Annotated in this window: 12 protein-coding genes; 7 read left to right on the plus strand and 5 right to left on the minus strand. The window is 67.0% G+C overall.

Annotation, left to right across the window (positions count from 1 at the left end; all coding sequences use genetic code 11):
- The first annotated feature begins 92 nt into the window (after nt 1-92).
- From HWN72_RS12215 to HWN72_RS12230, 4 genes are read left to right on the plus strand one after another with little or no spacing between them, the layout of a single operon-like run.
- Nucleotides 93-686, plus strand: coding sequence for a biliverdin-producing heme oxygenase (locus HWN72_RS12215; RefSeq protein WP_248005971.1), 594 nt, complete (start codon nt 93-95; stop codon nt 684-686).
- A complete protein-coding gene (locus tag HWN72_RS12220) occupies nt 679-3,243 on the plus strand; it encodes an HWE histidine kinase domain-containing protein (RefSeq protein ID WP_008831432.1) in 2,565 nt (854 codons plus the stop codon). Before HWN72_RS12215 ends, HWN72_RS12220 begins: the two co-directional genes overlap by 8 nt.
- Before the next feature lie 42 nt (nt 3,244-3,285).
- Nucleotides 3,286-3,519 carry a type II toxin-antitoxin system ParD family antitoxin gene (locus HWN72_RS12225; protein WP_037520419.1) on the plus strand — a complete coding sequence of 78 codons (234 nt, stop codon included), beginning with the start codon at nt 3,286-3,288 and terminating at the stop codon, nt 3,517-3,519.
- The gene (locus tag HWN72_RS12230; protein WP_008831434.1) at nt 3,516-3,845 is read left to right on the plus strand and encodes a type II toxin-antitoxin system RelE/ParE family toxin; all 330 of its coding nucleotides are present in this window, start codon (nt 3,516-3,518) and stop codon (nt 3,843-3,845) included. Before HWN72_RS12225 ends, HWN72_RS12230 begins: the two co-directional genes overlap by 4 nt.
- A gap of 3 nt (nt 3,846-3,848) precedes the next feature.
- On the opposite strand, the gene HWN72_RS12235 is transcribed toward HWN72_RS12230, so the two are convergent.
- From HWN72_RS12235 to HWN72_RS12250, 4 genes are all read right to left on the minus strand, one after another.
- Nucleotides 3,849-5,612 carry a bifunctional diguanylate cyclase/phosphodiesterase gene (locus HWN72_RS12235; protein WP_008831435.1) on the minus strand — a complete coding sequence of 588 codons (1,764 nt, stop codon included), beginning with the start codon at nt 5,610-5,612 and terminating at the stop codon, nt 3,849-3,851.
- Nucleotides 5,613-5,647: 35 nt separating this feature from the next.
- Nucleotides 5,648-6,118, minus strand: coding sequence for a response regulator (locus HWN72_RS12240; RefSeq protein ID WP_008831436.1), 471 nt, complete (start codon nt 6,116-6,118; stop codon nt 5,648-5,650).
- On the minus strand, nt 6,108-7,568 hold the full coding sequence (locus tag HWN72_RS12245) for a PAS domain S-box protein (RefSeq protein WP_248005972.1): 1,461 nt from the start codon (nt 7,566-7,568) through the stop codon (nt 6,108-6,110). The genes HWN72_RS12240 and HWN72_RS12245 overlap by 11 nt, the downstream gene beginning before the upstream one ends.
- Before the next feature lie 364 nt (nt 7,569-7,932).
- Nucleotides 7,933-8,424: an asparaginase domain-containing protein gene (locus HWN72_RS12250; RefSeq protein WP_211150385.1), complete on the minus strand. Its 492-nt coding sequence runs from the start codon at nt 8,422-8,424 to the stop codon at nt 7,933-7,935.
- Between the two features lie 259 nt (nt 8,425-8,683).
- Between HWN72_RS12250 and HWN72_RS12255 the strand changes: the two genes are divergently transcribed.
- A complete protein-coding gene (locus HWN72_RS12255) occupies nt 8,684-9,880 on the plus strand; it encodes an MFS transporter (protein WP_211150386.1) in 1,197 nt (398 codons plus the stop codon).
- Between the two features lie 147 nt (nt 9,881-10,027).
- Here the strand turns inward: HWN72_RS12255 and HWN72_RS12260 are convergent, their stop codons facing one another.
- Nucleotides 10,028-11,035, minus strand: a complete 1,008-nt coding sequence (locus HWN72_RS12260; RefSeq protein ID WP_211150387.1) for a DNA topoisomerase IB — start codon at nt 11,033-11,035, stop codon at nt 10,028-10,030.
- Between the two features lie 117 nt (nt 11,036-11,152).
- Between HWN72_RS12260 and HWN72_RS12265 the strand changes: the two genes are divergently transcribed.
- Nucleotides 11,153-11,635, plus strand: a complete 483-nt coding sequence (locus HWN72_RS12265; RefSeq protein WP_008833645.1) for a hemerythrin domain-containing protein — start codon at nt 11,153-11,155, stop codon at nt 11,633-11,635.
- A gap of 103 nt (nt 11,636-11,738) precedes the next feature.
- Nucleotides 11,739-12,203 (plus strand): pyridoxamine 5'-phosphate oxidase family protein, encoded by a 465-nt coding sequence (locus HWN72_RS12270; protein ID WP_008833644.1) that lies wholly within the window; start codon nt 11,739-11,741, stop codon nt 12,201-12,203.
- Nucleotides 12,204-12,371 lie beyond the last annotated feature (168 nt).

Raw genomic sequence — 12,371 nt, forward strand, 5'->3', positions numbered from 1 at the left:
CAGGAACATTATCCGGGATCATCTGTTCCCGGACCTAGGCGTGCCTTGTCGGTCCGCTTGCAAACGGCCCTCGCGGCCTTATTCGGATAATCATGCAAGACGCCCTCGGATCGCCCGTAATGCCCGACATGCTGACCGTGCTGCGCGAAGCGACCGGCCCCTCTCACGAGCGGCTGGACGCATCCTTCGGCGCGCTGAACCTGATGACCCGCGACGGGCTCGGGCGCTTCCTTGCCGCGCACGCCGCCGGGCTGGAGCCGATGTTCCCCGCGTTCCGGAGCTTTCTGGAGAACGAACTCGGCCTCGAATGCCCGGACTATCCGGCCATGCTGCGCGCCGATCTCGATGCTCTCGGCGTCGATGCCGTGCCCTCTATCGAGACGCCTGCCGGGCTCGATGCGGCGGGCGGCGAGGCAGGCATCGCCTATGTCGTCTCCGGCTCGCGCCTTGGCCTCGTGGTCATCCGCCAGCGCGGCTACTGGGGCGAGTCGAAGGGCTTCCGCTCCGCCTACATGAGCGACGGGCGCGGCCACGACGCGTGGAAGGCGCTTGTCCCGGTCCTGCGGACCCGCGCGTATGCGCCCGATCAGGCGGAGGCGCTGCGCACCGCCGCCCTCGCCGCGTTCGAGACGTTCTCGCGCGCATTCGCCGCCAGTGCCGGCCTCGCGGCGCGTGTCGATGGCTGACGCGATGCACCAGGTAGACCTGTCCACCTGCGACCTCGAGCCGATCCACATCATCGGCCGCATCCAGAGCTTCGGCTGGCTGCTGTCGTTCTCCAGCGACTGGATCATCAACCACGTCTCGGTGAACTGCACCGACCTGTTCGGCCGCGACGCACGCGATCTCGTCGGCCTTTCCGCCACCGAGTTCCTGTCGCAGGAAGCCCTGCACGACATCCGCACGCGCCTGCAGATCCTCGGCAGCGCGGGCACCGTAGAGCGCATGTTCGAGGTGGACCTGATCGGCGACGGCCGCGTCTTCGACGTCGCCGTGCACAATTCCGGCCGCTCCTTCATCCTGGAGATCGAACCCCACGAAGGCGGCAAGCGCCGCGACTTCGTTTCCTACGTGCGCCCGATGATCGAGCGGCTCCGCCAGTCGCCCTCCATCGAGCAGCTGTGCTCCAGCGCCGCGCGCCATCTGCGCGGCCTCACCGGCTTCGACCGGGTGATGGTCTACCGCTTCGAGGGCGACGGCGCGGGCGAAGTCATCGCCGAGAGCCTGAACGGCATGGTCGACAGCTTCAAGGGCCAGCACTTCCCCTCGTCCGACATTCCAGCGCAGGCGCGCAAGCTCTACACCCGCAACCTGCTGCGCATCATCAGCGACGTCGACGACCCGACGGTGCCGATCATCCCCGCGACCAATCCCAACGGCGATCCGCTCGACCTGTCGATGTCGGGCCTGCGCGCGGTGTCGCCGATCCACATCGAATACTTGCGCAACATGGGCGTGAAGGCGTCGATGTCGGTCTCGATCATGCGGCGCGGCAAGCTGTGGGGGCTGATGGCCTGCCACCACTATTCGCCGCTGACGCTGTCCTATTCGGTACGCACCGCGAGCGAGCTGTTCGGCGAATTCTTCTCCTACCTGCTGGAGCAGAAGGAGACCGATTTCTCGACCGAGAAGCGCGCGGAATCGATGCGCCTCCACGACGAGATCATGGCCCGCGTCGCCGGCGGCGGATCGCTGCTGGAAGCCTTCGACGACTTCACCGATTCGATCCGGCAGGTGATCCCCTTCGACGGCGTCGTCGGCTGGGTGGACGGCCGCTTCATCGGCCACGGCGCGGTGCCCGATCAGACGCAGTTCGCCACCCTCGCGCGGTTCCTCAACACCGCCGGGGCCAGCACGGTCTGGGCATCGGACAACATTTCCGCGGTCTACCCGCCTGCGGCGGAATGGGCGGACAAGGCATCGGGCCTGCTGGCCCTGCCGGTCAGCCGTTCCCCGCGCGACTACATCGTCCTGTTCCGGGGCGAGGCGGTGCGTGAGGTGAAGTGGGCGGGCAATCCCGAAAAGGCCATCGAACTCGGCCCCAACGGCGCGCGCCTGACCCCGCGCAAGAGCTTCGAGATCTGGCGCGAGGAGCGGCGCGGCTATTCGCGTCCCTGGACCGACGAGGAAGTCTCTTCCGCCGAAGCGCTGCGCATCACCCTTCTCGAAGTCGTGCTGCGCCTGTCGGACGCCGCCAACGTCGAGCGCGAGCAGGCCAGCCAGCAGCAGGACATGCTGATCGCGGAACTGAACCACCGCGTTCGCAACATCCTCAACCTGATCCGCGGCCTCGTCGCCCAGAGCAAGGAAGGCGCGCGCACGATCGACGAGTTCGCCGAGATCGTCGGCAGCCGCATCCACGCCCTCGCCCGCGCACACGATCAGGTGACGCGCAAGGACTGGTCGCCCTCCTCGCTCTACGACCTGATCCGCACCGAGACCGACGCCTATGCCAGCCACTCGCTGGACCGGGTGGTGATCGACGGGCCGGACGCGCTGATCGCCCCCGCCGCCTTCACCACGCTGGCGCTGGTGATCCATGAACTGATGACCAATTCGTGCAAGTACGGCGCGCTGTCGGATTCGCACGGGCAAGTCACCGTGACGCTGAACCGCAGCGACGACGGCGCACTGGAGATCGACTGGCGCGAGGAAGGCGGTCCGCCGGTCCGGGAACCCACCCGGCGCGGCTTCGGCTCGACCATCATAGAGCGCACGATTCCGCACGAACTGGGCGGCTCGGCCTCGGTGATCTACCCGGTGGACGGATTGCACGCGCTGTTCCTGATCCCCTCCGACCATATCTCCGGCTTCGAGACCCCCGGCGCGGTCCTGCGCGAGCCGGTGAGCGAGCCTCCGCAACCCGCCGAGTTCACCAAGGAACTGGGCTCCGGCGCGGCGCTGATCGTCGAGGACAATGTGATCATTGCCATGGAGGCGGAAGACGTGCTGCGCGGCTTCGGCTTCACCGACTGCCGCATCGCGGGCTCCGTCAACGCCGCGCTGGGCATTCTCGAAGGCTCCGACGTGAGCTTCGCGATGCTCGACGTGAACCTCGGCAAGGATACCAGCGAGGCGGTGGCCCACGAACTGGAAGCGCGGGCGATCCCCTTCATCTTCGCCAGCGGCTACGGCGAACGCTCGCTGCAGTCCGGCGCGTTCAAGAGCGTTCCGGTAGTGACCAAACCCTACGGCGAACGCGACGTGCGCTCGGCGATCGGGCGGGTGATCAAGGGGCGGTAGGAGCCCCTTGCCAAACTCTGCCATGGGCGTAGATTTTACGGGATGACCACGATGAACATCTCGCTTACGGAACCGCTCAAGCAGTTCGTCGATCGGCAGGTTTCCGGCGGCGGCTACGACAGCAGCAGCGAGTATGTGCGTGACCTGATCCGCAAGGAACAGGACCGCCAGTCCTTGCGCGACCTGCTGCTTGACGGTGCCCGATCCGCTCCAGGTGCAACGGCGGACGATGCCTACTTTCAGGATTTGAGAAGCCGGGTCCGCCACTCGGAATGACCGCCAAGCCCGTAGTCCCGCGCGAACGGGCTCATCTCGACGTCCGGGACACCATCGATCACTACATGCGCGATGCGGGGGCCCCGGTTGTGCTCGATTTCATCGACGCGCTGCAGGCGGCCTATCGCACCATCGGCGAGCACCCGGGCATCGGCTCACCACGCTATGCCCATGAACTCGACGTGCCCGGGCTGCGTCATCGCCGCCTGCGGAACTTCCCGCAGATCGTGTTCTATATCGAACAGCCCGACCACATCGACGTCTGGCGCGTGCTCGATGCCCGGCGAGATATTCCCCAGCAGCTGGCTCCGGAGGCTGACGAGTAGCCCTCACGCCCGCATCCGCTGCTCCCCATGCGTGGCATTCCAGCCGTCGACCCAGCCGCGCACGTCCTCGTAAGGCATCGGGCGGCAGATGCCGTAGCCCTGGCCGCAAGTGCAGCCCATCGCCACCAGCATCGCCTGCGTCTCCGGGTTCTCCACCCCCTCGGCCACCAGCGGAATGCCGAGGCAGTCGCACAGCACCACCAGTGAGGTCACCAGCGACTGGTCGAACCGGCTCTCGGTAAAGCGCGCGATGTAGGAGCGGTCGATCTTGATCTCGCGCACCGCGAACTCGCGCAAGTAGCCGAACGAGGTGAACCCCGCGCCGAAATCGTCGATCGAGAGCGAAACGCCGTGGTCCTGCAACTGCTCGATCACCCGCTTGGCCTGCGAGGGGTGAGCGATCAGCGCGGTCTCGGTAAGTTCGAGCACGACATGCGCGGGATCGACCCCGTGCCTGCGGATGGATTCCACCACATGGCCGACGAAGCCCGGCCGCTCCAGCATCCGCGCCGAGACGTTGATCGAGATGCCCGCACCGTCCAGCCCCGGCTCCAGCCGCGCGTACTGGCCCAGCACGGTGTCGAGCGTCAGGTACGTGAAGTCCTCCAGCAAGTGCGACTGCTCCACCGTCTCGATCAGCGCATCGGCGGGCACCGGGCCGTTGTCGGGGTGCGTCCAGCGCACCAGCGCCTCGAAGCCGAGCACCTGGCCCGAACGCATGTCCACCTTGGGTTGCCAGTGCCAGTTGAACGCCCGCGCGCCCATCGCGTCCTCGATGTCGTGGAGCAGCGTGCGCTCGTCGGCGCGGACCGGGCGGCGCTGTTCGCCGCGTGCGATCACCGCCTTCTCGGCCCCGCGCTTGGCCTCGTACATCGCCTCGTCGGCGGCTTCCGTCAGCCCGTCGGGCGAGAAGCCGAGCTGCGGGCACAGCGAAATACCCATCGAGGCGCCGACGTAGAGCAGCCGCCCGTCGTGGACGATCGGCTGCTCGATCAGCTCGGTCAGCTTGGTGGCGACGGCCAGCGCGGACTCCTCGCCGTCGACGTTCTGCAGCAGCACCGCGAACTCGTCCCCGCCCAGCCGCGCGATCGTGTCCACCTCGCGCAAGTGCTCGCGCATGCGGCGGCCCAGCGTGATCAGCACCGCATCGCCCGCCGCATGGCCGAGGCTGTCGTTGATCTCCTTGAAGCGGTCGAGGTCGATCATCATCACCGCGAACGGATCGCCGCTGCGCCGCGCCCGCGCGCAGGCCTGCGAGAGCCTGTCGGCGAACAGCGTGCGGTTGGGCAGGTCGGTCAGCGGATCGTGGAGCGAGCGGTGCGTCAGTTCCTCCTCCGCGCGGCGCATGTCCTGCCGGTACTTGCGCCAGGCGATCCCCTCCTCGACCGAGGCCGCGACCCGCTCGGGCGAGAGCGAGCGCTTGGACAGGAACTCGGTCATGCCCGACTTGATCGAGTCCGCCGCGATCTGCTCGTCGGTATGGCCGGTGACGGCGATGATCGGCACGTCGGGGTCGATCTCGGCACGGATCTCGGGCAGCAGGTCGCGCCCGTCGCCGTCCTTCAGGCCGAAGTCGAGAAAGACGATGTCGAAATGCGCCTGCGGATCGCGGATCATGTCCAGCGCCTCGGCCTGTGAGGCGGCCTGCTCCACGGTGATGTTGCGGGGAACGCGGCGCAGCAGGCGCAGCAATTTCTCCCGGTCGACGTCGTCGTCATCGACGATCAGCGCGTGAATGTCCTGAGTACCGTTGTGCAGGTGGTCCATGGGAGGAAGGAATCCTTGCGTGAGGGGGGCCGCCGTCAGGGCAGCTCCTGCGTGCGAGCATACTTGCCGATGAAATCGGCGAGGCGAGCGAACTGCGGACCGACGGCGGACTTGACCATGTAGCCCGCGACGTGCCCGTCGTAGGCACGGCTGCGGTCCTGATCGCGGGCCGAAGTGGAGAGTACGAAGACCACCGTGCGGCGCAGGTCCGGGTCGGCGCGCAGGGCGTCGAGGAACTGGAAACCGTCCATGCCCGGCATGTTGAGGTCCAGCAGCACGATCACCGGCGTTTCTATCTGCTTGTCCGGATGGCGGCCGGTGAGGATCGCCAGCGCTTCCCCGCCGTCACCCGCCGTGACGGTGCGGCAAGGCACCTCGTATTTGCGGAATGAGCGCAGCACGCCTTCGCGCGCGACGTCATCGTCATCCACCAGCAGCACGGTCACGTCGTTGTAGTTGGCAGTTTTCTTTGGTGCGGATCGGGGTGCGACCAGATCAATCATCATCTTCGTTCTCTCGCAGAAGTATGCGGGGCCAGTGGACTTCGAACCTGGCGCCGCCGAGGGGACCCCGGCCCTGGACGGTCACCATGCCCCCATGGGCGTTGATCATGCGGCGCGTGAAGGCGAGCCCCACCCCGTCGCCGTCGGTCCCCGGCGAGGCGCGGTGGAACAGCTTGAAGATGCGGTCCTCGTTGCCGGGCGGGATGCCCTGCCCGTCGTCCTCCACCGTGAAGACGGTGAAGCGCCCCTCCTCGCGCACGGCGATGCGGATGTGGCCTTCCTTGCCGCCGTGGTGCTTGACCGCGTTGGACAGCAGGTTGCGCAGCGAAGTGGAAAGCGGCGCACGCGGGGCGACGATGTCGCCGCCCTGCACGTCGACATCGACCTCGAACCCCTCGGGAATCGCCGTCAGTTCCAGCGCTTCCTCGACCAGTTCGTGCGGATCGATGCGGTGCATGCGGGAATCGCGCACCCCGGCGCGGGCGTAAGCCAGCAGGTCGTCGATCATCTGCTCGGAGCGCTCGATGCGCTGGGCGATGCGGTCGAAGTTGTGCACCACGTCCTCGGGCAGTTCGGTGCCTTCGAGGTCTTCGCGGATCCAGCTTACCAGGTCGGCGATACCCCGCAGCGGCGAGCGCAAGTCGTGGCTGGCGACATAGGTGAACTCCTCCAGCTGCGCATTGGTCTGCTGCAGCGCGCGTTCGGAGCGCTTGCGGTGCGAAATGTCGCTGACGATCGCCATGTAGAGCGGCTGGGCGCTGCTCTCGAATTTGGTGAGCGCGATCTCGACGGGAAACTCGCGCCCGTGGCGGTGCAGCGCGGTGACGTCGCGGTCGCCGCCCATGAGGCGCGACTTGGGGGCGGCCGCGTATCCGGAGATCTGCTCGCCGTGCCTTGCGCGGTATCGCTCGGGCAGCAGCATGTCGATCGGCTGGCCGATCATCTGCTCCACCTTCCATCCGAACTGGACCGCAAGCATGGCGTTGGCCTGCGCGATCCGGCCCTTGCCGTCCACCACCACCACGCCCAGCGGCATGCTTTCGAACATCTGGGTGAAGCGGCGCTCGGCGGTGATCTCGCGCGTCATGTTGCGCAAGTAGACGACCGCGCGGTCGCCCTCCTCGCCCGCGACGGGCGCAAGGGTCATCGTGACGGTCGGGCGCGAACCGTCGGCGCCGTGCAGCACCATCTGGCGCGACCAGGTGCCGCGCGTCTCCATCGAAACCTTGAAGAAGACCTCGAACATCTGCCGCAGCGTCTCGGCATCGTCTTCGGCGAACCACATGAAGAACAGGCTGTTGCGCAGCGCCTCGGCATCGGGCTCGGCCAGCAGCGAGGCGGCAGCGGCATTGCCGAAGGCGACCACGCCCGCCGCATCGACGATCAGCGCGGCGATCGGGGCATGGACCAGCGGCGCGTGGATGTCGGTTGTCGTCATCGGCGTCGCCAGCATCGCGTGTCCTGTCCTGCGGGAGACGTGATGCCGAACGAGCTTGAACTTCGTTGCAGCCACGGCCTCCGGGTGGAGCGCCGGAAACCGCGCTGCGGCCCCCGTACCCGACGAGGGGTACACCGGGGCGGTTATCGACCTGCGAAGCCAGACCTAGGGAGCTGTCCCTAGACCCGGCCTGTCGCAACGATTGCAGTGGTTAAATTTGTGTGAGAGCGGCCGCTGTCCATGCGCTCGGGGCCGCGCGCAGCACTTTCGTCATCCCCGCGAAAGCGGGGACCCATCTGATGCCAGTGCAACACGAAACGTCAGGAGATGGGTTCCCGCCTTCGCGGGAATGACGACGTCAAATACCCAAGAACTGCCCTCAGCGCGCGACGAACTTGCCTGCCTCGCGGTCCTTGCGGACCTTCAGCGCGTCGAACACGGTGCCGCTCATGGTGATCCAGATGCCCGGGCCGGCCGATTGGCAGCAGCCGAACGCCATGCCCAGGTTGAATGCCGCGTCGCTCTCGGCGAAACGGGCGGGCTGCATGGCTCCGCACATCACGACGGTCTTGCCCTCGATATGGGCGAGCGCGGCGGCGGTGTCGGTCATGGTGTCGGTGCCATGGGTGATGACGACATGGCTTTCCGGCGCCCCGGCGACCGTCGCGGCGATCAGCGCGCGGTCCTCGTCGGTGAGTTCGAGGCTGTCCTTGCGCAGCAGTTCGACGACGCGGAACGGATGCGCCACGCGGGCGGTGGCCAGCAGCTTGCCGATCACGCTCTCGACGATCTGGTACTCGCTCAGCGCGTCGAAGTACTGCTTGTCGATGGTGCCGCCGGTGGTGATGACGAGAATGCGTGCCTGGTTCATGCGCGTTCCTTACTGCGGGACGCGCGGGTTTCCAATTCCTTCGTAGGTAAGGGGCGCGCTTTGCCGATGGGGCTTCGAGAGGCTGTGCCTGACCCTTCGACAAGCTCAGGGTGAGCGGGAGTAGCGTAATGCCCTATCAATTCCGCTCAGGCTGAGCCTGTCGAAGCCCCCGCCGCACACGCCGCACGGATATTCGCCCTGCGACTTCCCGCCATCTCGCATCTGCACAACCGCGCCGATCCATGGCACCACTGCGACCATGAGCACCCTTGCGTCACCCTCGCTTACCGCCCGCAGCGAACTGGCCGCCGGATGGCCGACCGTCCTTGCCGCCGCGCTGGCGATCGGGGTGGGGATGATGGGCGTGGGGTTCTACGCACTGGGGCTGTTCGTGACGCCGCTTCAGGCCGAGTTCGGCTGGACCCGCGCCGAAGTCTCGGGCGCGGCGACGTTCCAGCAACTGGGCATCTTCCTCTCCGCCCCTGTCGTGGGGCGCCTTGCCGACCGCTTCGGCAACCGCACCATCGCCATCGCCAGCTATCTGGCCACGCCGCTTGCCCTAGTGGCGCTGGCCGAGACCGGGCCGTCGCTGACCGCGTGGTACGGCCTGTGGCTGCTCGTCTCTCTGGCGGGCTGCGGGACGACCCCGGCGATCTGGGCGCGCGTCGTCTCGCTGCGCTTCGATGCCGGGCGCGGCTTCGCATTGGGGCTGATGCTGACGGGCTCCGGCATGGCGGCGATCCTCGCGCCCGCATTGCTCGGCCCGGTGATCGCGGCGCAGGGCTGGCGCACCGGCCTTCATGCCATCGCCATCGTCATCGCCGTGATCGGCATCCCCGTCAGCCTCCTGACCGGGCGCGGAGAGCGCGTCGCCGCCGAGAAGCGCGAGCGCGGCAGCATCGAGATCACCCGCAAGACGCTGCAAATCGCCCTGATCGGCTTCCTGCTGGGCGTCATCGTCGCGGCTCTGATCGTCCATCTCGTGCCGATGCTGGTGGACCGGGGGGTGCCGCCCGCGCCGGCCGCCGGAGTGGCCGCCTTCATCGGCATCGCGGTGGTCTTCGCCCGCGCTTTCGTCGGCTGGCTGTTCGACCGCTTCCACGCCCCGCGCGTGGCGGTGCTGTTCCTGACTTCGCCGGTGATCGCCTGCGTGATCCTGTGGCTCGACGGCCCCGCGATCCCGGCCGCGCTGCTGCTCGGCCTCGCGGCCGGAGCGGAAGTGGACATGCTCGCCTATTTCACCAGCCGCTACGCCGCACTGGAGAACTACGGAGCGACCTACGGCGCCATCCTTGGCCTGTTCAGCCTCGGCGCCGCGTTCGGTCCGCCGCTGTTCGGGTGGATGGTGGACGCGACCGGGAATTCCGATCTTGCGCTTGCTTGCTCGGGCGTGGCGCTCGTCGGCGTGCTGGTGCTGATCGGAACATTGGGGGCTTACCGGACGTCGTCGCGCTGAGACTGCGGGGGCTTCGACAAGCTCAGCCTGAGCGGGTTTGAGAGGCATTACACTAACTCCGCTCACCCTGAGCTTGTCGAAGGGTCAGGCTGAGCTTGTCGAAGCCCCCGCGACATGACGCGCCTAAAGACAGCCACCGGTCCCGGATCAAGTCTGGGACGACGAAGTGAGAAACGCCAGCAACCCGCGCTCCTCGCGGCTCATCCAGCGGGTCTTGCGCGGCAGGCTTTCGGGCACCTCGGGTGCGCCCCGATCGCCCTTGGCCGCCGCGATCACGTCCGGGTGGACGTAGGACTTCCGCGCGATCGCGGGCGTATTGCCGAGGCACTGCGCAACCTCGTCCAGCATCGCCCGCAATGACAGGCCGGGGTTCCCGACCAGCATCGCGAAGGCCATCGTACTCGCCGCCCATGTCCGGAAGTGCTTGGCGGTGAAGCCCTCGCCCATCGTCTCGGCAAGGTATGCGTTGACGTCGTGGCTGTGGACGGGAATCGCCTCGCCCTCCTCGTCGACGTACTGGAACAAGTGCTGGCCGGGCAGGTCCTGCATCTTGCGCACACAGCGCACGAGGCCGGGATCGTCGCAGGTGATCTGCTGCAGCTTGCCCGACTTGCCCTTGAAGCGCAGCATCAGCGCGCCGCGCTCTATCTTCGCGTGCCGGTTGCGCAGGGTGGTCGCGCCGAAGCTCTTGTTGGCCTTGGCGTAGCACTCGTTCCCCACCCGGATCGCCCCGGTATCGAGCAGCGCCACGACCGAGGCGATCGCCCGCTCGCGCGTCAGCTTGCGTGAAGCGATGTCCGCGTCCACCCGCGCCCGCAGCACCGGCAGCGCCTCGCCGAACAGGGCGCAGCGGTCGAACTTCATCGTCTCGCGCGACTGGCGCCAGTCGGGATGATAGCGATACTGCTTGCGCCCGCACGCGTCGTAGCCCGTCGCCAGCAGGTGGACATCGGGGTCGGCCGAGAACCAGCACCGCTCGTAGGCGGGCGGCAGGGCGATGGCGTTGAGCCGGTCGATCTCGAGGCGATCCTTTATCCGCGCTCCGTCCGCATCGAAGTAGGCCCACTTGCTGCCGCGCACCGGCTTGCGGGTGATTCCGGGGGCGCCGTCATCGGCGAATTTCAGGCGCGAAATCGTCTGGCGCGTCATCAGCATGGGGTCTTGTCCGTTGTCTCTCCCTTTCGAGAACGCACGGGGGGGCAAACGGGTTGTCGGAAACCGGAACGCGATCCCGCCGTTCCTTCCTGCAAAGACAAACCACAGGAGACACCCATGGCAGACGCACGCATCTTCCGCGATCTCAAGGCCGACCACGACAAGCATCGCAAGCTCCTCGAGCAGCTCGGCGAGACTCAGGGCGCCAGCGACGAGCGCAAGGACCTGTTCGAAGCCTTGCGCAAGGAACTCCAGGCCCACGCCGCCGCCGAGGAGGAATCGCTCTACGCGACGATGCTCGGCAACCCGGACCTGCGCGACGAGGCCCGCCACTCGGTGTCCGAGCACAAGGAAATCGACGACTTCCTCGGCGAACTGTTCGAGATCGACATGAGTTCGTCCGCGTGGCTGACCAAGTTCAAGGAAATGCGCCACCGCTACCTCCACCACATCGACGAGGAAGAGGAGGAGATGTTCCCCGAAGCGGCGGAAAAGCTCTCGGCCGAAACCGAGAAGGAACTCGCCGAAGTGTTCGAGAAGCGCAAGCCGAAGGAACTGGCGACGGCCGAAAAGGAACTGCCCGGCGATGCGCGCGAATAAAGCCGGCAATACGCCGGCTCGGGCCTCCCCTGCGGCGAACGCGGGGGAACGCCCGATCCCGGCGGCGCGTTGCCTTCTCGATCAACCATAACGGAGACGGACCATGGACAAGGACATCCGCGAGCATTTCTGGAAAGCGTTCCAGACCAGCCCGTTCATCATGATGAGCCTTCAGGGCGGACATGCCCACGCCGAGCCGATGACGGCACAGCTCGACAAGGACGCCCATCACGCGATCTGGTTCTTCACCAAGCGTGACAACCGCATCGGCGGCGGCGGCAAGGCGATGGGTCAGGTGATGACGCGGGGGCACGAGGTCTTCGCCTGCATCGACGGTACGCTGGTCGAGGAAACCGATCCGGCCGTGCGCGACAAGCACTGGAACAACGCCGTCGAGGCATGGTTTCCCGCCGGCAAGGCCGACGCTTCGGTCGTAATGCTGCGTTTCGAGATCGAGGATGCCGAAGTCTGGACTTCGGAAATGGGCCTCAAGGGCGCCTTCAAGCTCCTGACCGGCAAGCCCATCAAGCAGGGCGAGGCCGGAGAGCACGCGCTCGGCGCGGTCTGAGACCCTCTAGGACCGATGCCTGAGCAGCGGGGGCGTGGCGGTTCAGGCTGCCACGCCCTTCGCGCTTGTCCTCCCTGTCGCGCAGCGATGGGGAGGGGGACCGCCCGCGCAGCGGGTGGTGGAGGGGCTGGGAATACGAAAACNCNCNCNCTACTCGTCGCGTCGTAC

The sequence above is a fragment of the Novosphingobium sp. HR1a genome, from assembly GCF_015594425.1.
Taxonomy (GTDB): domain Bacteria; phylum Pseudomonadota; class Alphaproteobacteria; order Sphingomonadales; family Sphingomonadaceae; genus Novosphingobium; species Novosphingobium resinovorum_A.

Coding starts and splice junctions, on each gene's coding strand:
- HWN72_RS12265 (WP_008833645.1), top strand. CDS start 11,153: ATGGCAGACGCACGCATCTTCCGCGATCTCAAGGCCGACCACGACAAG.
- HWN72_RS12225 (WP_037520419.1), top strand. CDS start 3,286: ATGACCACGATGAACATCTCGCTTACGGAACCGCTCAAGCAGTTCGTC.
- HWN72_RS12215 (WP_248005971.1), top strand. CDS start 93: ATGCAAGACGCCCTCGGATCGCCCGTAATGCCCGACATGCTGACCGTG.
- HWN72_RS12235 (WP_008831435.1), bottom strand. CDS start 5,612: ATGGACCACCTGCACAACGGTACTCAGGACATTCACGCGCTGATCGTC.
- HWN72_RS12220 (WP_008831432.1), top strand. CDS start 679: ATGGCTGACGCGATGCACCAGGTAGACCTGTCCACCTGCGACCTCGAG.
- HWN72_RS12260 (WP_211150387.1), bottom strand. CDS start 11,035: ATGCTGATGACGCGCCAGACGATTTCGCGCCTGAAATTCGCCGATGAC.
- HWN72_RS12255 (WP_211150386.1), top strand. CDS start 8,684: ATGAGCACCCTTGCGTCACCCTCGCTTACCGCCCGCAGCGAACTGGCC.
- HWN72_RS12230 (WP_008831434.1), top strand. CDS start 3,516: ATGACCGCCAAGCCCGTAGTCCCGCGCGAACGGGCTCATCTCGACGTC.
- HWN72_RS12250 (WP_211150385.1), bottom strand. CDS start 8,424: ATGAACCAGGCACGCATTCTCGTCATCACCACCGGCGGCACCATCGAC.
- HWN72_RS12245 (WP_248005972.1), bottom strand. CDS start 7,568: ATGCTGGCGACGCCGATGACGACAACCGACATCCACGCGCCGCTGGTC.
- HWN72_RS12270 (WP_008833644.1), top strand. CDS start 11,739: ATGGACAAGGACATCCGCGAGCATTTCTGGAAAGCGTTCCAGACCAGC.
- HWN72_RS12240 (WP_008831436.1), bottom strand. CDS start 6,118: ATGATGATTGATCTGGTCGCACCCCGATCCGCACCAAAGAAAACTGCC.